19 protein-coding genes and 1 tRNA gene are annotated in these 17298 nt (G+C 64.3%); 12 read left to right on the top strand and 8 right to left on the bottom strand.

What is annotated here, in order from left to right; translation table 11 throughout:
- Nucleotides 1-209: 209 nt before the first annotated feature.
- The 3 genes from ABLE86_RS17445 to ABLE86_RS17435 form a co-directional block, all read right to left on the bottom strand.
- A tRNA-Glu gene (locus ABLE86_RS17445) sits at nucleotides 210-284 on the bottom strand.
- 98 nt (nucleotides 285-382) lie between these two features.
- Nucleotides 383-784, bottom strand: a complete 402-nt coding sequence (locus ABLE86_RS17440; RefSeq protein ID WP_348780246.1) for a VOC family protein — start codon at nucleotides 782-784, stop codon at nucleotides 383-385.
- Complete coding sequence (locus ABLE86_RS17435; protein WP_348780245.1) at nucleotides 781-1170, bottom strand: fimbrial protein; 390 nt, start codon at nucleotides 1168-1170, stop codon at nucleotides 781-783. Before ABLE86_RS17435 ends, ABLE86_RS17440 begins: the two co-directional genes overlap by 4 nt.
- Before the next feature lie 30 nt (nucleotides 1171-1200).
- Between ABLE86_RS17435 and ABLE86_RS17430 the strand changes: the two genes are divergently transcribed.
- The 3 genes from ABLE86_RS17430 (at nucleotide 1201) to ABLE86_RS17420 (ending at nucleotide 4225) form a co-directional block, all read left to right on the top strand.
- A complete protein-coding gene (locus tag ABLE86_RS17430; RefSeq protein WP_348780244.1) occupies nucleotides 1201-2229 on the top strand; it encodes an RluA family pseudouridine synthase in 1029 nt (342 codons plus the stop codon).
- A 176-nt stretch (nucleotides 2230-2405) separates the two neighbouring features.
- Nucleotides 2406-3317 carry an RNA polymerase sigma factor RpoH gene (gene rpoH / locus ABLE86_RS17425; RefSeq protein WP_348780243.1) on the top strand — a complete coding sequence of 304 codons (912 nt, stop codon included), beginning with the start codon at nucleotides 2406-2408 and terminating at the stop codon, nucleotides 3315-3317.
- A gap of 617 nt (nucleotides 3318-3934) precedes the next feature.
- Nucleotides 3935-4225 carry a GIY-YIG nuclease family protein gene (locus ABLE86_RS17420; RefSeq protein WP_348780242.1) on the top strand — a complete coding sequence of 97 codons (291 nt, stop codon included), beginning with the start codon at nucleotides 3935-3937 and terminating at the stop codon, nucleotides 4223-4225.
- A gap of 482 nt (nucleotides 4226-4707) precedes the next feature.
- On the opposite strand, the gene ABLE86_RS17415 is transcribed toward ABLE86_RS17420, so the two are convergent.
- Together ABLE86_RS17415 and ABLE86_RS17410 are read right to left on the bottom strand one after the other, a co-directional pair.
- Nucleotides 4708-5073, bottom strand: coding sequence for a cell division protein ZapA (locus tag ABLE86_RS17415; protein ID WP_348780241.1), 366 nt, complete (start codon nucleotides 5071-5073; stop codon nucleotides 4708-4710).
- 6 nt (nucleotides 5074-5079) lie between these two features.
- Nucleotides 5080-5352, bottom strand: coding sequence for a DUF4164 domain-containing protein (locus ABLE86_RS17410; protein WP_348780240.1), 273 nt, complete (start codon nucleotides 5350-5352; stop codon nucleotides 5080-5082).
- 260 nt (nucleotides 5353-5612) lie between these two features.
- Between ABLE86_RS17410 and tkt the strand changes: the two genes are divergently transcribed.
- The 3 genes from tkt (at nucleotide 5613) to ABLE86_RS17395 (ending at nucleotide 10665) form a co-directional block, all read left to right on the top strand.
- Nucleotides 5613-7610 (top strand): transketolase, encoded by a 1998-nt coding sequence (gene tkt, locus ABLE86_RS17405; RefSeq protein ID WP_348780239.1) that lies wholly within the window; start codon nucleotides 5613-5615, stop codon nucleotides 7608-7610.
- A gap of 26 nt (nucleotides 7611-7636) precedes the next feature.
- On the top strand, nucleotides 7637-8647 hold the full coding sequence (gene gap / locus ABLE86_RS17400; RefSeq protein WP_348780238.1) for a type I glyceraldehyde-3-phosphate dehydrogenase: 1011 nt from the start codon (nucleotides 7637-7639) through the stop codon (nucleotides 8645-8647).
- A 194-nt stretch (nucleotides 8648-8841) separates the two neighbouring features.
- Nucleotides 8842-10665 carry a potassium/proton antiporter gene (locus ABLE86_RS17395; RefSeq protein ID WP_348780237.1) on the top strand — a complete coding sequence of 608 codons (1824 nt, stop codon included), beginning with the start codon at nucleotides 8842-8844 and terminating at the stop codon, nucleotides 10663-10665.
- A 197-nt stretch (nucleotides 10666-10862) separates the two neighbouring features.
- On the opposite strand, the gene ABLE86_RS17390 is transcribed toward ABLE86_RS17395, so the two are convergent.
- Nucleotides 10863-11042, bottom strand: coding sequence for a YdcH family protein (locus ABLE86_RS17390; RefSeq protein WP_348780236.1), 180 nt, complete (start codon nucleotides 11040-11042; stop codon nucleotides 10863-10865).
- A 233-nt stretch (nucleotides 11043-11275) separates the two neighbouring features.
- Between ABLE86_RS17390 and ABLE86_RS17385 the strand changes: the two genes are divergently transcribed.
- From ABLE86_RS17385 to ABLE86_RS17365, 5 genes are all read left to right on the top strand, one after another.
- Nucleotides 11276-11479 (top strand): DUF465 domain-containing protein, encoded by a 204-nt coding sequence (locus ABLE86_RS17385; protein ID WP_348780235.1) that lies wholly within the window; start codon nucleotides 11276-11278, stop codon nucleotides 11477-11479.
- 199 nt (nucleotides 11480-11678) lie between these two features.
- Nucleotides 11679-12176, top strand: a complete 498-nt coding sequence (purE, locus tag ABLE86_RS17380; protein WP_348780234.1) for a 5-(carboxyamino)imidazole ribonucleotide mutase — start codon at nucleotides 11679-11681, stop codon at nucleotides 12174-12176.
- Entirely contained in the window at nucleotides 12173-13261 is a 1089-nt protein-coding gene (locus tag ABLE86_RS17375; protein ID WP_348780233.1) for a 5-(carboxyamino)imidazole ribonucleotide synthase, read from the top strand. The genes purE and ABLE86_RS17375 overlap by 4 nt, the downstream gene beginning before the upstream one ends.
- Before the next feature lie 199 nt (nucleotides 13262-13460).
- Nucleotides 13461-13586, top strand: a complete 126-nt coding sequence (gene ykgO, locus ABLE86_RS17370; RefSeq protein ID WP_348780232.1) for a type B 50S ribosomal protein L36 — start codon at nucleotides 13461-13463, stop codon at nucleotides 13584-13586.
- Between the two features lie 96 nt (nucleotides 13587-13682).
- A complete protein-coding gene (locus ABLE86_RS17365; protein WP_348780231.1) occupies nucleotides 13683-14273 on the top strand; it encodes a hypothetical protein in 591 nt (196 codons plus the stop codon).
- A gap of 58 nt (nucleotides 14274-14331) precedes the next feature.
- Here the strand turns inward: ABLE86_RS17365 and pyk are convergent, their stop codons facing one another.
- Both pyk and ABLE86_RS17355 read right to left on the bottom strand, forming a co-directional pair.
- Nucleotides 14332-15768 carry a pyruvate kinase gene (pyk, locus tag ABLE86_RS17360; RefSeq protein ID WP_348780230.1) on the bottom strand — a complete coding sequence of 479 codons (1437 nt, stop codon included), beginning with the start codon at nucleotides 15766-15768 and terminating at the stop codon, nucleotides 14332-14334.
- Entirely contained in the window at nucleotides 15765-16319 is a 555-nt protein-coding gene (locus tag ABLE86_RS17355) for a DUF1036 domain-containing protein (protein ID WP_348780229.1), read from the bottom strand. Before ABLE86_RS17355 ends, pyk begins: the two co-directional genes overlap by 4 nt.
- 177 nt (nucleotides 16320-16496) lie before the next feature.
- On the opposite strand from ABLE86_RS17355, the gene ABLE86_RS17350 reads away from it, so the two are divergent.
- Nucleotides 16497-17294: an N-formylglutamate amidohydrolase gene (locus tag ABLE86_RS17350; RefSeq protein ID WP_348780228.1), complete on the top strand. Its 798-nt coding sequence runs from the start codon at nucleotides 16497-16499 to the stop codon at nucleotides 17292-17294.
- The last annotated feature ends 4 nt before the right edge of the window (nucleotides 17295-17298 follow it).

The following is a 17298-nucleotide window of genomic DNA, read 5'->3' as shown; positions in this document are numbered from 1 at the left end:
CGGCTCGGAAAAGGGCCGGGGATTGCGGCCCCCATCCGTATTGGGCCGGCCAGCAATAAGCCGAAGGGCGTGTTTGGGGACCTTTTGAACACCGCCCTCATAGCCAAGATGACAGCCCGCTCGCCAGGGGGGCGCACGAGCAGAACAACCCAGCCGGACAACTTATTTGACGACTTTTCCGCGGGACAGGCGCAAATGTTTGAAAAGTCTGGCACGCCCAAGGGGAATCGAACCCCTGTTTGCGCCGTGAGAGGGCGCCGTCCTGACCGCTAGACGATGGGCGCGTGAGACTTGCGCCATATAGGCGAGCCTTTTGGAAAACGCAACCGGGATTGTTGCTTCCTGCCACGATGTTTTTCGCTGTGGCCGAAAAGCCTCGCTATCAGCGCCGCGGCTCGATCAGATCCCACAGGTTGCCGTAAAGATCGGCGAATACCGCAACCGAGCCATAGGCCTCGTGGCGCGGCGCCTCGCGGAACTCCACGTCGGCGGCCTGCATCGCCGCATGGTCGCGCGCGAAATCATCGGTTTCCAGGAACAGAAACACGCGGCCGCCGGTCTGGTCGCCGATTCGCGCAAGCTCGGCCTCGTCCTTGGCCTGGGCGAGCAGCAGGCGCGCGCCGTTGCCGCCGGCAGGCCCTACCGTCACCCAGCGCTTGCCGGCGCCCAGATCGACATCCTCCAAGAGTGCGAAGCCGAGCTTTTCGACATACCAGGCGACCGCCTCGTCGTAGTCGCGCACCACCAGCGCGACCGTTGCCACCTTGCGGGCGGTCGAGCTCACTGGGCCTTCACCGCAAAGCGGCCGATGATCCTGCGCTCGCCGATGTCGAAGAGGAAGATTTCGCGGCTACCATCGGCAAGCTCGACATCGATGGAGATGCGGTTGCCCGACAGCGACTGCGAGACGATTTTCGCACCCTCCGGCAGCGCGATATCGCCGGACAGGAAGGCGCCTTCGGCCGGCGACGGCACGCCGATGCTAGTCGAAACGGGCACGTCGGGCTTGTGGCTGCGTTTGTAGACAATCGCGGCCACTACAGCCATAAGGGCGATCAGCAGCACCCCGAGATTGATGGCCATGAAGCGTATCAGCTTACGGCGGACGCTTTCGACCGCGGGGTCGAGCGGCTTTTCGTCGTCGTCATCATTCAGGTGCGGCGATGCCATTTCCATACGGTTCCGGATTGTTGAAGCACAATGAACGACCCTGATAGCGAAGCCGACGGCCTAATGAAAGAGTTTCGCGCCGGCGCCGATGCCGCGGGCGTGCGGCTCGACCAGTGGCTGGCGGCTGAATTGGGGCCGGATTTCTCCCGCAATCGCGTCCAGGCGCTGATCCGCCAGGGTGCGGTAGCCGTCAACAGCGGCGCCGTAACCGAGACCAAGCGCAAGCTGGCCGAAGGGGATCTCGTCACGGTGGCGATGCCCGAGCCGGAACCCGCCGAGCCGCTGGGAGAAAACATCCCGCTCGACATACTTTATGAAGACGACCAGCTCATCGTCATCAACAAGCCCGCGGGCCTGGTGGTCCACCCCGGCGCCGGCAACTGGACGGGCACCCTGGTCAATGCGCTGATCCATCATTGCGGCGACAGCCTGTCGGGCATCGGCGGCGTGAAGCGGCCGGGCATCGTCCATCGGCTCGACAAGGATACGTCCGGCGTCATGGTGGTGGCCAAGACCGACCGCGCCCACAAGGCACTTTCGGAGGCCTTTGCCGATCACGGCCGCGAAGGCGATCTCGAGCGTGCCTATGTCGCGCTGGTGTGGAACATCCCGCCCCGCATGACCGGAACGATCGACGCGCCCCTCGGCCGCGCCGCCGACCGCGTCCGACGTGCGGTGGTGCCCGAGACCCGCGACGACGCCCGCCATGCGATAACGCACTACACGGTGCTTGAGCGCTACGGACAGGGGCAGAAGCAGGCCGCCGAAGCGGCGCTGATGGAGTGCCGGCTGGAAACCGGCCGCACCCACCAGATCCGCGTCCATCTCGCCCATATCGGCCACCCCGTGATTGGCGATCCGGACTACGGCACGGCATTCCGCACCAAGTCCAACCGCCTGCCCGAGCCGCTCAGGGCAAAGGTGCAGGCCCTGCCCCGCCAGGCGCTGCACGCGCGACTACTGGCATTCCGCCATCCCGATACCCATATGACAATGCGGTTCGAGGCACCTTTGCCCGCCGACATGGCGGAGATTGTCGAGGATTTTCGCAGGCTGTAAAAACTTGACCCCGTTTGTTCACTTTGGCGTGACAATCTGTTTCACGTTGAACAAATGGGTGCTTTTCTCGATTTGTTCCTATATAAAGGTATTTGACGCCGGAGAGCATGAGGCGCCGGCGCCGCATGCCTGCCTGATTGAGGGGGCAAATCCTGAGAAGAGGGAGGGCGCAGTTCATGGCCCAGACACTACCAAGCATTGTTTCCGGGGAAGGCGGCCTCAGCCGCTACCTAGAAGAAATCCGCCGTTTTCCAATGCTTCAGCCGCAGGAAGAGTACATGCTCGCCAAGCGGTACCAGGAGCACGATGACACCAACGCTGCCCACAAGCTGGTGACCAGCCATCTGCGGCTCGTGGCCAAGATCGCCATGGGCTACCGCGGCTATGGCCTGCCAATCGGCGAAGTCATATCCGAGGGCAATGTCGGCCTGATGCAGGCCGTGAAGAAATTCGAGCCGGAGCGCGGCTTCCGCCTTGCCACCTACGCGATGTGGTGGATCAAGGCGTCGATCCAGGAATACATCCTGCGCTCGTGGAGCCTGGTCAAGATGGGCACCACCGCCAACCAGAAGCGCCTGTTCTTCAACCTGCGCAAGGTGAAGGGCAAGATCCAGGCGCTCGACGACGGCGACTTGAGGCCGGAACAGATCGCCGAGATCGCGACGCGCCTGAACGTCAGCGAGGAAGAGGTGGTCTCGATGAACCGCCGCCTGTCCGGCGACGCCTCGCTCAATGCGCCCATCCGCGCTACCGAGGGCGAATCCGGCGAGTGGCAGGACTGGCTGGTCGACGACCGCGAGAGCCAGGAGGAGATGCTGGTCGAGCAGGACGAGCTGGAAAACCGTCGCCGCATGCTAGCCGGCGCCATGTCGGTGCTGAACGAGCGCGAGCGGCGCATCTTCGAGGCGCGTCGGCTCTCGGAGGATCCGATGACGCTGGAAGAGCTGTCGACCGAGTTCGACATCAGCCGCGAGCGCGTTCGCCAGATCGAGGTCCGCGCCTTCGAGAAGGTGCAGGACGCCGTCAAGGCGGCCGCCAAGCGCCAGGCCCAGGCCCTGCGCACCATCGAGGCGCAACCCGCCGCGTGATTTTTGGCCAGGCGGCGCCGGCCCGGAACACAGCAATCGCGTCGGCTTCGCCGGCGCGATTTTCATGTTTGCCTAGCGGGCTTTAATGGCGAGTGCACTTTTCTCTCCGTCGTCCTCCGGCCCGAAGCCCCGTAGGGGCGCAGGGTTCCGGGGACCCATGCCTCGCCGCTGGTGCAGCCAGAGCCGTTCCCAAAGCGCAACCCCTATTGGCATGACATTGCACGGCATCTGCTGTGAAGCTTTGCGGGCCCGAATTGGACGGTGGTGGCGACGGCTCTGTCGAGGCATGGGTCCCCGGAACCTCCGCACTTCGCTGCGCTCATGCTTCGGCCCGAGGACGACGGATGAGTGGTCGTTTCCAGCCAATCCGAGGCGTTGCTGCCGTTGAGAAGTCGCCAGGGAGACTTAGGGCGGGAGACCAAAGCTCAAGCGCCGAGGATTTGCGCGCGTCTTATCTACCGTCGTCCTCGGGCCCGAAGCCCGCAGGGGCGTAGGGTTCCGGGGGACCCATGCCTCGCCCTTCATGTAGCCAGAGCGGGGCAGTGTCAGGTGCCGCCCCGTGCAAGCGGAAGCGCCCCTGCCCTTGCCTCGGTCAACGAGGTAGCTAAACTCCCCAAATGAGTCGGCGGGGATATGTCTACATTCTTGCGTCGCAGAAGAACGGCACGCTTTACATCGGCGTGACGTCGGATTTAGCCGGCCGCCTCCAGCAGCATCGAACCGGTACCGGCTCCAAATTTGCCGCGCGCTACGGCGTCATGCGGCTTGTCTGGTTCGACGAGTATGATCTCGTTACCGACGCCATCGCGCGGGAGAAGACACTGAAGAAGTGGCCGCGCCAGTGGAAGATCAACCTGATCGAGGAGCATAATCCGCACTGGCATGACATTGCATGGCACTTGGTTTGAGGGATCCGCGAGTTGCAGTTTCTGGACCGTGGTGTTGACGGCCATGTTGAGGCATGGGTCCCCGGAACCTTCGCACTTCGCTGCGCTCGTACTCCGGCCCGAGGACGACGGAGACAAAAATCGCCTGCGTAAATCTTCGAGGCCGGCGTTGGTATCTCCCCTTATATCTCACCCTGAAAGCCCCCATGGCCGCAAAGCTGCAGATTGGCCGGCAACGACACTACCTCCGTCGTCCTCGGGCCGGAGCACGAGCGATAGCGAAGTGCGGAGGTTCCGGGGACCCATGCCTCGTCCTTCATGCAGCCAGAGCGGGGGCAGAAATAGATGCCGGCCTGACTCGCTCAAGCCGGCACGCGCCAGCTTGCCTTGGATGACGAGGCATCTACCACCTGCGGCCACTGTCCGACGGACTTGGCTTCCCCGAAATCTCTGCACTTTTTGCGCGTCGCGCGGGCTCCGGCTCATAGGCGCCTGTGACCGCCCTACCCCTTCCGCGCCGCCAGCTTTTCGGCAAGGTCTTCCATGCGCTGGGCGAGCGTGCTCAGTGCGCCGGTAAGGGCTGCGTCGTTCTTGTCGGCCTTCATCAGCGCTTCGTCACGGGTCTTGCGCAGGGTGCTGATTTCGCTTTCCATGCCCTGCACGCGCTTGCGCTGTTCGGACAGCTCGTCCATCACCATGATGCCGGCCATCACCGTCAGCCGCTGGTCGCCGATCTCGCCGAAAGAGTCCTTCAGGTGCGAGACATAGAGGTCGAAACTCTGCGCGAGGTCGATCAGGTGTTCTTCCTGGCCCTCGTCGCAGGCCATCCGGTAGGCCTTGCCGTCGATCGTGACAGTCACTTGCGCCATGACACCCTACCTGTCCAGCACTGCGCGGATGGTCTCCATTGCGGTCACCAGCCGGCGCGACACCTCCTTGTTGGCCTCCTCCAGGCGCTCGGCCCGCGCCTCGGAGTTGTCGAGTTCCTGGGCCAGGCGGCTCCTGTCAGCGTTCATGCGCTGAACCTCGGCCTCGGCTTCCAAATAGTCCTGTTCATGTTCAAGGCGCGCGGCGACGCTCTGCTCCAGGGCATCCATGGCCCTGCCGAGCCGGCTTATTACCTCTTTGAGCGTGCTTTCCCCGGTCATGGCTCCGTCAAAACTCCCGCCCATCACCGAATCGTTCGCGTTCAGAACGACTTACACTCAAAACATTATGCTCCGTGCAAACGCGTCGTCAACAAAGCGATTCGGGCTTTCCCCTGCTATCGTGCCGCATCTCGTCGCAAGGGCCGCAAGTTCCCCGCGAAAAGCCGGTGCTTTGGTTGACTCATCCGGCGTGCCTGCTATGTGTCCACTGCTTTTTTACAGGGGTGAAGCCCCCAAAAATCAAGGCTTGGCGAGCAATCATGACCTCACGAGAAAAACACGACCGGATGGCCAACGCGATCCGCTTTCTGTCCATGGATGCCGTCGAGAAGGCGAATTCCGGCCATCCCGGCCTGCCCATGGGCGCGGCCGACATCGCCACCGTGCTCTACACGCGCTTCATGAAGCACGACCCGCAGAACCCGCACTGGCCCGACCGCGACCGTTTCGTGCTGTCGGCCGGCCATGGTTCGATGCTGCTTTATTCGCTGCTCTATCTGACCGGCTACGAGGACATCACCCTCGACCAGATCAAGAATTTCCGCCAGCTCGGCTATCGTACCGCCGGCCACCCAGAGTACGGCCATGCCGCCGGCATCGAGACGACCACCGGCCCGCTCGGCCAGGGTATCGCCAATGCGGTCGGCATGGCGCTGGCCGAGCGCATCCTGAACGCCAAGTTCGGCGACGAGCTGGTCGACCACTACACCTATGTCCTTTCGGGCGACGGCTGCCTGATGGAGGGCATCAGCCAGGAAGCCATCGCGCTTGCCGGCCACCTGAAGCTCAACAAGCTGATCGTGATGTGGGACGACAACAACATCACCATCGACGGCGACCTGTCGCTGACCGACTCCACCGACCAGCTTGCGCGCGTCGCCGCGTCCGGCTGGAATACGGCGCGGGTCGACGGCCACGATCCGGAAGCCATCGCCGGCGCGATCGAAGCGGCCCGCCGTTCCGACCGGCCGACGCTGATTGCCTGCAAGACCACCATCGGCTTCGGCGCACCCACCAAGTCCGGCACCAGCAAGGTCCACGGCTCGCCGCTTGGCGCCGAGGAAATCGCCGGCGCCCGCAAGGCCCTCGGCTGGGACTATCCGCCCTTCGAGGTGCCTTCCGACATTCTCGACGCCTGGCGCGTCTCGGGCCTCAACGCCTGCAAGAAGCGCAACGAATGGGAGGCGCGCCTTGCTGCCGCCGACGCCGAGATCCGCGCCGAGTTCGAGCGCCGCATGCGCGGCGAGCTGCCGGGCGGCTTCGATGCCGTGATCGCCGAGTACAAGCAGAAGCTTGCCGCCGACAAGCCGAAGGTCGCCACCCGCAAGTCTTCGGAAATGGCGCTGGAGGTCATCAACGCCGTGGTGCCCGAGACGATCGGCGGCTCGGCCGACCTGACCGGCTCCAACAACACCAAGACCAGCCAGACCAAGCCGATCGCCCCCGGCGACTACAGCGGCCGCTATGTCTACTACGGCATCCGCGAGCACGGCATGGCCGCTGCAATGAACGGCATGACCCTGCATGGCGGCGTCATCCCCTATGGCGGCACGTTCCTGACCTTCTCCGACTACGCACGTCCGGCCATGCGCCTGGCGTCGCTGATGGGCATCCGCTCGATCTTCGTCATGACGCATGATTCCATCGGCCTCGGCGAGGACGGCCCGACCCACCAGCCGGTCGAGCATCTGGCCGCGCTGCGCGCCATCCCCAACCACAACGTGTTCCGCCCGGCCGACGCCACGGAAGCCACGGAGTGCTGGCAGCTAGCGCTGGAGACGACCAAGACCCCGTCGACGCTGGCGCTGACCCGTCAGAACCTGCCTGCGGTGCGCACCGAGTATGTCGAGGAAAACCTGTGCGCCTACGGTGCCTACGAGCTGGCCACGGCCGAGGGCGAGGCGGAGGTGACCATCTTCGCCAGCGGCTCCGAGGTCGAGATCGCGCTTGCCGCGCGTGACCAGCTGCAGGCACGCGGCCACCCGGCGCGCGTCGTCTCGGTGCCCTGCTTCGAGCTGTTCGAGCAGCAGAGCGACAGCTACAAGGCCGCCCTCATCGGGGACGCGCCGGTCAAGATCGCCATCGAGGCGGCGATCCGCATGGGCTGGGACCGCTTCATCGGCGTCGACGGCATCTTCATCGGCATGCATGGCTTCGGCGCCAGCGCGCCCATCGAGCAGCTCTACCAGCACTTCGGCATCACCGCCGAGGCTGCGGTTCAAGCCGCCGAAGCGCGCCTGTCCAAGAAGTCGAACTGAATTTTCGCTCCCAGGGAGAACCACATATGACCGTCAGAGTAGCCATCAACGGGTTCGGCCGCATCGGCCGCAACATCCTGCGCGCCATCTACGAATCCGGCCGCAACGACATCGAGGTCGTCGCCATCAACGACCTCGGCCCGGTCGAGACCAACGCGCACCTGCTGCGCTACGATTCCGTTCATGGCCGCTTTCCGCACGAGGTGAGGGTCGACGGCGACACCATCAATATCGGCAGCGGCGCCATCAAGGTCACCGCGATCAAGGACCCGGCGCAGCTGCCGCATGCGGAGCTGGGCGTCGACATCGCGCTCGAATGCACCGGCATCTTCACCTCGAAGGATAAGGCTTCCGCCCATCTCACGGCCGGCGCCAAGCGCGTCATCGTCTCGGCCCCGGCCGACGGCGCCGACCTCACCGTCGTCTACGGCGTCAACCACGACAAGATCAGCAACGACCACGTCGTCATCTCCAACGCGTCGTGCACCACGAACTGCCTGGCGCCGGTGGCCATGGTTCTCAACAATGCCTTCGGCATCGAGAAGGGCTTCATGACCACGGTGCACGCCTATACCGGCGACCAGCCGACGCTGGACACCATGCACAAGGACCTCTACCGCGCCCGCGCCGCGGCCATGTCGATGATCCCGACCTCGACCGGTGCTGCCAAGGCCGTCGGTCTGGTGCTGCCGGAGCTCAAGGGCAAGCTCGACGGCGTGTCGATCCGCGTGCCGACCCCGAACGTCTCGGTCATCGATTTCAAGTTCGTGTCGAAGAAGCCGGTCACGGTGGAGGAGGTCAACGCCGCGCTGGTGGCGGCCGCCGATGGCCCGCTCAAGGGCATCCTCGCCTACACCAACGAGCCGCTGGTCTCGATCGACCTCAACCACAACCCGGCCTCGTCCACCTTCGCGCTCGACCAGACCAAGGTCATCGACGGCAACCTGGTGCGCGTCATGTCCTGGTACGACAACGAGTGGGGCTTCTCCAACCGCATGGCCGACACCGCCGTCGCCTTCGGCAAGGTCATCGCCTGACGCGACCAGCGGCAGCAGCCTATATCCTCTGAAACGCCCGGCTTCGGCCGGGCGTTTTGTTTTCCGGACAGGAAAATTTCTCTCTTCCTGAAAAAAATGCATGCGCCATAGTGACTTTGCTTGCGCATCGCCTTGTCTTCGCCTCACTGTAGGAAAATTCAAAAAGCAGCGAAGCCAGGGGAAATGCGCCGTCAATGGATCAGGCAATCTATCTCGCGACGCTGGTCGGTACGGCACTGGTGGTCGCTGCGGCATTCTCCAGCCTGATCGCCTTTCGCTTCGGCGCGCCGCTGCTGCTTCTGTTCCTGGGCATCGGGCTTCTGGCCGGCGCAAACGGCCTTGGCCTGCAGTTCGACAACGCCAATGTCGCCTATTTCGTCGGATCGCTGGCGCTGGCGGTCATTCTGTTCGACTCAGGATTCGGCACGCCTGTCAGCGTGCTGAGGCAAGCCGGCATGCCGGCCCTGACGCTGGCCACTGTCGGTGTGGCTCTGACCTCGATCATCTTCGGCGCGATGAGCCGCTACCTGACTGGGTTCAGCTGGATGGAATCCTTCCTGCTCGGCGCCACCGTCGCCTCCACCGACGCTGCGGCGGTGTTCTTCCTGCTGCGCGCGGGCAACATCAACCTGCGCGAACGCGTGCGCTCGACGCTCGAAATCGAGTCCGGCACCAACGACCCGATCGCCATCTTCCTGACCCTGACGCTGGTCGAGCTCATCGCCATCGGCGTAAATCCAGAGGCCCAGGTGCTTTTCACCGATCTGGTGCTGGGCTTCTTCGTCACCATGGGCCTTGGCGCGGCCGTCGGCATGCTGGGCGGCTTCGCCATCGTGCGCCTGGTTGAAAGGCTCAATCTCGACCGGGGCCTGATGCCGATCTTCGTGCTGACCCTGTCGCTGCTGGTGTTTGCCGCCGCCGGCGCCATCGGCGGCTCGGGCTTCCTGGCGGTCTATCTGGCGGGCATGGTTGCCGGCAATTCCGACATGCGGGCCCAGGCTGCCGTCAAGCGCTTCCAGAGCGGCATGTCATGGCTGGCCCAGATCATCATGTTCCTGGTGCTGGGGCTGTTCGCCACGCCTTCGCAGTTTCCCGCCATCCTTCTCGGGGCGATCGCGCTCGGCCTGTTCCTGATCCTCGTCGCCCGCCCCATCGCGGTATGGCTGTGCCTGAAGCCGTTTCCGCTGCCCCAGGCCGAGGTCGCCTTCATCTCCTGGGTGGGCCTGCGCGGGGCGGTCTCCATCCTGCTTGCGATCACCCCGCTGCTGGCGGGCCTGGAACATGGCCGCGCCATCTTCAACACGGCCTTCATCATCGTGCTGGTCTCGCTGGTCGTGCAGGGCTGGACGGTCGGTCCCCTCGCCCGCCGGCTCGGCCTGATCGTGCCGCACCGTGCCGGCCCGATCGAAAAGGTGGAGCTGGAATTGCCGGGTTCGGCCCACCACGAACTGCTGAGCTACCGTGTCGTACCGGGCAGCCCGGTGCTGCGCGGCGAGCGCCTGCCGCGCTGGGCCCGCCCCTCGCTGGTGGTGCGCGACGGCGTTTCGATGAAATTCCCCGACTTCGGCCGCCTGGTTGCCGGCGACCGCGTCTACATCTTCGTCTCCGACCGCTACCCGGCATTGCTCGACCGGCTGTTCACCAGCCGCGTCGACGTGGACCCGGAGGATGCCGAGTTCTTCGGCGCCTTCGCACTGGACCCGGACCGGCCGGCTTCCGAGCTCGAGGCCGCCTATGGAACCGGCCTGTCGGAAGACGAAATGAAGATGACCATCGGCGAGTTGCTGCTGGCGCGCTTCGGCGGGCATGTCGAATATACCGACCGCCTGACGCTCGGCCCCATAGAGCTCATCGTGCGGGACATCGACGAAAACGGCCGGATCACCGGAGTGGGCCTGTCCTTCGAACCGACCCAGCCGCAGCCCCTGGTGCCGGAAAAGCTGCGTGAGTACGCTCGTTGGCTCCTTGGACGCCCAAGCGCCCGCCCCGGGGGAACCAAGGCTCAAGGCGAGGCGTAGCCGCGGCGACCGGCCCACGCGCCTCCAAGTTGCTGCGGCGCAGACCTGCAGCGCTCACCCAAGTTCCAGAGGTTTGCGGGTTGTTTTCGCGAGCTTAATTCGGTCGCGGCGTGGAGAATTGCTTCCCATGACCCGGCGGCAGGGTGCTGCCGCCGGAATGTAGAACGCGCCCGCTAGCGCGTCGGTTGAAAAAGCCTTCAGTGCGTCGTCGTAGTCGCCTTCAGTTTTTCAATCTCGTCCTTGATTGCCAGCTTGCGTCGCTTGAGAGACGCGATTTCAAGATCGTCAACCGACGGGTGGCTCATCGCCGTGTCGATTTCGCGATCGAGATCGCCGTGCTTCCGCTGCAACTCTTCAAGATGGGTGGCAAGAGACATGATTGGTACTCCCGTTCTGGTTTCCTCGATCATACCGCCACAGGGCGCTCCCACCGCCGGCATTGCTCTGTGACGGTATGATGACAGTGTGCCACCAGATCGTCCGCATGTCGAATGCGGCGTGGTAGCATTTCCTGAAAGCTTGAAATGTGGTATGAAGGCTGCATTGGTGGGTGGCTGCGTCCAGCCTGCCCGTCAGCGCTTTAGCGCCATATTTTTGCAGACGGTAGGACATGTCAGACCAGGAACAGACCGAAATCCGTCTTGAATTTGCAAAGCTGAAGCAGGAGCACGCCGATTTCGACGCGGCGATCAACGCGATGATTGCGACTGCGTGCGATCCGCTGCAGATACAGCGCATGAAGAAGAAGAAGCTGCAGCTGAAGGACAAGATGTCCAAGCTGGAAGACAGGATCATCCCGGATATCATCGCCTGAGGGCACTGTCCGATCCGGCGGAGGCATCGGGCCGATACTGCGCCGCCAATCGCCCGAGGGGCTCCAACAGGCACATGGCCGGAGCTGACCGCGGCAATTTCGTTTCCGGCCGTGAAGCGCTTGCGGGAGCGGCGGCATTTCGTTAATGCCCCGGTACGCTGACTTCCAGCAGGCCAGTTCGACAACCGGAGGCCAGACATTGGACAAGGGACGCGCCGACGTCGCTATCATCATGGGCAGCCAGTCCGACTGGGCAACCATGCGCCACGCCGCCGAGACGCTTGCAGCGCTAGGCATTTCCCATGACAGCCGCATCGTGTCTGCGCATCGCACGCCGGAGCGCCTCTACGACTTTGCCCGCGGCGCGAAAGCTGAAGGCTTCAAGGTGGTGATCGCAGGCGCTGGCGGGGCGGCCCATCTGCCCGGAATGACCGCGGCGCTGACATCCTTGCCAGTGTTCGGCGTGCCGGTGGAATCCAAGGCGCTGTCAGGCCAGGACTCGCTGCTGTCGATCGTACAGATGCCGGCCGGCATCCCCGTCGGCACACTGGCCATCGGCAAGTCGGGCGCGGTCAATGCCGCCCTGCTCGCCGCCGCAGTGCTGGCGCTGGGCGACGAGGCACTAGCCGCGCGGCTGGATGCCTGGCGCGCCGAACAGACCGCCAAGGTCTCGGACCGGCCGGTGGAGGAATCATGACCGCCCCGCTCCCCGCAGGCTCGACGATCGGCATCATCGGCGGTGGCCAGCTTGGCCGCATGCTGGCGATGGCCGCCGCCCGGCTGGGCTACCGCACCATCGTTCTGGAGCCGCAGGCGGACTGCCCGGCGGCCCAGGTCGCGAACCACCAGATCGTCGGCGCCTATGACGACGCGGTCGCCTTGCGCGAGCTTGCGCGTCGCTGCGACGTGGTGACCTACGAATTCGAGAACGTGCCCGTGAACGCGGCGCAGGTGCTGGCGGAAACGGTGGCGGTGCTGCCGCCGCCGCGCGCGCTTGATGTGTCGCAGGACCGGTTGACCGAAAAGACCTTCCTCAACGGCATCGGCCTGCGCACGGCGGATTTTCGCGCCGTGGAAGCTGACGAAGACCTTGGCGCCGCCCTGCGCGACTTCAAGGGCCTTGGCATCCTCAAGACCCGGCGCATGGGCTATGACGGCAAAGGGCAGCGCGTGTTCCGCAATGCCAGCCCCGACGAAGCCAGCGGTGTCTTCAAGGCCATGGGCGGCGTGCCGCTGATTCTCGAGTCCTTCGTGAGCTTCGAACGGGAGATTTCGGTCATCGCGGCGCGCGGAAGCGGCGGAGCCCTTTGCGCCTACGATCCGGCCGAGAATGTCCATCGCGACGGCATCCTGCACACTTCCACCGTGCCTGCCGGCGTCGGCCTTGGCGTGGCTGCCGCAGCCAAGCAGGCCGCCTTCGCCATTCTCCAGGCGCTGGATTATGTCGGGGTCATCGGCGTCGAATTCTTCGTGCTTGCCGACGGGTCGCTGCTCGTCAACGAGATCGCGCCGCGCGTGCACAATTCCGGACACTGGACCGAGGCAGCCTGCACGATCTCGCAATTCGAGCAGCACGTTCGCGCCGTTGCCGGCCTGCCTTTGGGCCTTGCCGCCCGGCATTCGGACTGCGTGATGGAAAACCTGATCGGGGATGAGGTGCAAAGGGCTGCGCAACTGGCTCATGAGCCGAACCTGATGCTGCATCTCTATGGCAAGGCCGAAGCCCGGCCGGGACGCAAGATGGGGCATTTCACCCGCCTGGGCCCGCTGACGGAAGCCTGATCGGCACCGCCAACGCGGCCGGTTGGGGCAGCGGCGTTTTGCCAATTTCGGCAACCATAGGCGAAGCGGGATGATTCATCGCGGGGCGCGGTTGACAGAATGGCGGAACCTCGTCTATGAGCTTTTCACAAATTCGGACGCGCTCTCGGGCGCGTCTTTCAATTCGGCCGGTCAACGGCCCAGTTCGACGGATCAGACCATGAAGATCAAGAATTCGCTCAAGGCCCTCAAGGCCCGCCATCGCGACTGCCAGCTGGTTCGCCGCAAGGGTCGCGTCTATCTCATCAACAAGACCGCCCCGCGCTACAAGGCGCGCCAGGGCTAAGCCCGGGCCGGAAGGCTTCGCGCTTTCCGAGACGGCTTGCCCGTTTCACGCGAAATTCAATTTGACGTTCCCATGCCGAAGGTTAAATCCTTGGGCATGCGGAGCGTTTTTGCATTCTGTATCGGCTTGGCGTTGATCGGCGCGTCTGGCGCTGCTCGGGCGCAGTCGGCCGCACCTCACCGCGACGCCCCTCCCCTGGCCAAAACCGAAACCAGGCTCGACACGCTCTTCGGCGCCCTGAAGCGCGAGCGCAACGAAAAGGCGGCCGAGCGAATCGCCGCCCGTATCCAGGAACAGTGGAACAAGTCCGGCAGCGCCTCGATCGACCTGATGATGCAGTGGTCGCAGAAGGCCATCCAGGGTCAGAAATTCGACGTCGCGCTCGACTTCCTCGATGAAGTCGTGACCCTGGCACCGAATTACGTCGAGGGCTGGAACCGGCGGGCGACGGTGCATTTCCTGATGCAGAACTATCGCAAGTCCATGGCCGACATAGACCGGGTGCTGCAGCTTGAGCCGCGCCATTTCGGCGCCCTGGCCGGTATGGCACAGATCCTGGAATCGACAGGCCGCAAGCAGCTGGCGCTGCAGGCCTGGCAGAAGGTGCTCGACATCTATCCGATGCAGCGCAGCGCGCAGGAGAAAGTGTCCAAGCTGTCGGAAGAACTGGCCGGCGAGGCGATCTGACCGGCGAACCGGCCAAGACCACCCTTCCGAACTCCAGATACGGCGTCAGAGCAACGGCTCAGGCACCGCCACGCCCTTCCGCCCCCACATAGGCAATGCGCAGCATGTTGGTGGCGCCCGGCGTGCGCAGCGGCACACCTGCAGTGATGATGATGCGGTCGCCCGGGCGGCCGAAGCCTTCCTCATAGGCGATACGGCAGGCGCGGTTGACCATGTCGTCAAGATCCTGGGCATCCTCGGTGACCACGCAATGCGTACCCCAGACCAGCGACAGCCGACGGGCGGTTTCCACGACCGGCGACAAGGCGATGATGGGCACCTGCGGCCGCTCGCGCGCGGCGCGCAACCCGGTGGTGCCGGAAGAGGTGTAGGTAACGATCGCCGAAAGCTTCAGCGTCTCGGCGATCTGCCGCGAGGCCAGCGAAATGGCGTCGGCACCAGTCGCCTCCGGCTCGGAACGCTGCGCGTTGATGATGGTGGCGTAGGTGGGGTCCTGCTCGACGCGCTGCGCGATCCGGCTCATCGTGGCGACCGCCTCGACGGGATATTCCCCCGCCGCCGACTCGGCCGAGAGCATGATCGCATCCGCCCCTTCGAACACGGCCGTCGCCACGTCCGAAACCTCGGCGCGGGTCGGCACCGGCGCAGAAATCATCGATTCCAGCATCTGCGTGGCGATCACCACCGGCTTGCCGGCGCGCCGCGCGGCCCGGGTGATCTGCTTCTGGATGCCGGGCACGGCTTCCAGCGGCATTTCCACGCCGAGGTCGCCGCGCGCCACCATCAGCGCGTCGGACAATTCGATGATCTCCGCAAGGCGTAACACAGCCTGCGGCTTCTCGATCTTCGACAGGATCAGGGCACGGCCGCGCGCGATCTTGCGCGCCTCGGCAAGGTCCTCCGGGCGCTGGATGAAGGACAGGGCGATCCAGTCCACGCCCTCGGCCAGAACCGCATCCAGATCAGAACGGTCCTTTTCCGTCAGCGCGCCGACGGGCAGGTCCGTGTCGGGCAGGCTGACGCCCTTCCGGTCGGAAATCCTGCTGCCGGCGACAACCGTGCAGGTGATCGACCTGCCGTCGCAGGCGACGGCGCGAAGTTCCAGCCGGCCGTCGTCGATGAGCAGGCGATGCCCCGGCTGCACCGAGACCAGTATCTCCGGGTGCGGCAGGCAAACTCGCGTCGCGTCGCCGGGCTTTGGGTCGTCGTCCAGCGTGAAGGTCTGGCCGATCTCGAGCATTTCCTTGCCATTGGCGAACTTGCCGACGCGCAGCTTCGGCCCCTGCAGGTCGGCCAGGATGCCGATTGGACGCCCAAGTTCGGTCTCGACCGCCCGAATGCGGCGGACGAGCTCGCGCATGAGGGTGTGGTCGGCATGGCTCATATTGATGCGGAAGACGTCGGCTCCCGCCTGGAAGAGGCTTTTGATCATGGCCTCGGAGGAGGAGGCCGGACCAAGCGTTGCGAGGATTTTTACCTTTCGGCTGCGTCTCATTGAGAATTGGTTCCCGTGACGGCGGCGGCGCCGTCCGTTGCGGGTTCGTCGGTCAGTTGGACCATCCAGCTTGCCTGCTCGCCCGTATCATATTCCTTGAAGCCTGCGCGCTGGAACCCGCGGGCGACGCAATCGGTCACGCCAGCGATCTTGAACTCTTTTTCGGCAACGCACATGGTTATCGGACCGTCCCAGCGCCCACCGCGCTCGGCATCCTCTGCATAAAGATAGTAAAACCGCGATGACAAGGGCCCCTCGATCAGTGTCTTGCAGGTGGAGCCTTCGATATGCCACCAGCCTTCCGTGACCCAGCCCGCCTTGGCGCGGTAGCCGATGCCGACGCCAACCAGGTTCTGCGTGGCATTGCACACCCGAAAATCGGCGTGCGCCGTGCTTGCAGTCACGACGAAGAACAGCGGCACGACGAGGGAGAACAGCAACGCAGCCCACGCAGAATGAATGCGCGGTGCCACGGCAAAACTCATCCTCGACCCCCTCTTGCTTCGTATCGGCATGTCCAGGTGCTCCTTTTCGGCAAAGTCCGGGCGCATGTCAACGCGCCGTCGGCCGGAATCCAATCGATTTAGATGTACGTGAGCGGCAGGTTTGGTCGCGCAGATAAGGTTTCGGCCACAACATTGACCAAACAACGACATTGCATGCAGCCTGACTTCGTGGAATGACCAGCCTATCCCATCAACACCGCCAGACGGGACAGTTGCAAGCCCATGACTCGATCCGCAGTTTTTGCCCCCTTCGAAATCGTCGAGGGCGACCGCAAGCGAGGCATCGTCCTGTTGGCCGATCATGCCAAGCGCGACCTGCCCGACGAGTATGGCGACCTTGGCCTGCCGCCTGCCGAGTTCCAGCGCCATATAGCCTATGACATCGGCGTGGAGCAGCTGACGAGAAGGCTCGCGGCGCTGCTCGGCGTGCCGGCGATAATGGCCAATTTCTCGCGGCTGCTGATCGATCCCAATCGCGGCGAGGACGACCCGACGCTGATTCGCCAGCTTTACGACGGCACGGTGGTGCCCGGAAACTATCCGATGGCGCCCGAAGAGCGCGAGAAGCGGCTCGAGAAATATTACCGCCCCTACCACGACGCGGTCGGGGCGATGGTGGCTTCGGTGGCGCGGGAAAGCGGAAAGGCGCCTTTCCTGCTCTCCGTCCATTCCTTCACGCCGGTCATGCAAGGGCACACCCGGCCGTGGCATGTCGGCCTGCTGTGGGACCGCGACGACCGCGCGGTGCGGCCGCTGATCGAACTTCTGGCGCAGGATAGAACCCTGATCATCGGCGACAACGAGCCTTATGACGGAGCGCTGCGCGGCGACACCATGTTCAGGCACGCCATCGTCAACGGCTATGCGCACGCGCTGATCGAGATCCGTCAGGACCTGATCGCCGACGAGGCCACTGCCGACGACTGGGCGGCGCGGCTGGCACCCATCGTTGACGCCATCAACGATCGCCCCGATATACATCAGGTAAAGCAATTCGGCTCGCGCACCGGGCCGCTGTGACGGA

This window comes from Mesorhizobium sp. KR2-14 (genome assembly GCF_040049255.1).
Classification (GTDB): Bacteria; Pseudomonadota; Alphaproteobacteria; order Rhizobiales; family Rhizobiaceae; genus Pseudaminobacter.
The sequence above is the reverse complement of the archived record's forward strand: the minus strand, read 5'-3'. Positions and strand labels throughout refer to the sequence as shown.

Excerpts from the sequence above, each read along its gene's own strand:
- ykgO (WP_348780232.1), top strand. The coding sequence starts at position 13,461 with ATGAAGATCAAGAATTCGCTCAAGGCCCTCAAGGCCCGCCATCGCGAC.
- ABLE86_RS17430 (WP_348780244.1), top strand. The coding sequence starts at position 1,201 with ATGAACGACCCTGATAGCGAAGCCGACGGCCTAATGAAAGAGTTTCGC.
- ABLE86_RS17420 (WP_348780242.1), top strand. The coding sequence starts at position 3,935 with ATGAGTCGGCGGGGATATGTCTACATTCTTGCGTCGCAGAAGAACGGC.
- ABLE86_RS17355 (WP_348780229.1), bottom strand. The coding sequence starts at position 16,319 with ATGCGCCCGGACTTTGCCGAAAAGGAGCACCTGGACATGCCGATACGA.
- ABLE86_RS17410 (WP_348780240.1), bottom strand. The coding sequence starts at position 5,352 with ATGACCGGGGAAAGCACGCTCAAAGAGGTAATAAGCCGGCTCGGCAGG.
- ABLE86_RS17375 (WP_348780233.1), top strand. The coding sequence starts at position 12,173 with ATGACCGCCCCGCTCCCCGCAGGCTCGACGATCGGCATCATCGGCGGT.
- ABLE86_RS17390 (WP_348780236.1), bottom strand. The coding sequence starts at position 11,042 with ATGTCTCTTGCCACCCATCTTGAAGAGTTGCAGCGGAAGCACGGCGAT.
- pyk (WP_348780230.1), bottom strand. The coding sequence starts at position 15,768 with ATGAGACGCAGCCGAAAGGTAAAAATCCTCGCAACGCTTGGTCCGGCC.
- rpoH (WP_348780243.1), top strand. The coding sequence starts at position 2,406 with ATGGCCCAGACACTACCAAGCATTGTTTCCGGGGAAGGCGGCCTCAGC.
- ABLE86_RS17415 (WP_348780241.1), bottom strand. The coding sequence starts at position 5,073 with ATGGCGCAAGTGACTGTCACGATCGACGGCAAGGCCTACCGGATGGCC.
- tkt (WP_348780239.1), top strand. The coding sequence starts at position 5,613 with ATGACCTCACGAGAAAAACACGACCGGATGGCCAACGCGATCCGCTTT.
- ABLE86_RS17385 (WP_348780235.1), top strand. The coding sequence starts at position 11,276 with ATGTCAGACCAGGAACAGACCGAAATCCGTCTTGAATTTGCAAAGCTG.
- ABLE86_RS17435 (WP_348780245.1), bottom strand. The coding sequence starts at position 1,170 with ATGGCATCGCCGCACCTGAATGATGACGACGACGAAAAGCCGCTCGAC.
- ABLE86_RS17350 (WP_348780228.1), top strand. The coding sequence starts at position 16,497 with ATGACTCGATCCGCAGTTTTTGCCCCCTTCGAAATCGTCGAGGGCGAC.
- ABLE86_RS17365 (WP_348780231.1), top strand. The coding sequence starts at position 13,683 with ATGCGGAGCGTTTTTGCATTCTGTATCGGCTTGGCGTTGATCGGCGCG.
- ABLE86_RS17395 (WP_348780237.1), top strand. The coding sequence starts at position 8,842 with ATGGATCAGGCAATCTATCTCGCGACGCTGGTCGGTACGGCACTGGTG.
- gap (WP_348780238.1), top strand. The coding sequence starts at position 7,637 with ATGACCGTCAGAGTAGCCATCAACGGGTTCGGCCGCATCGGCCGCAAC.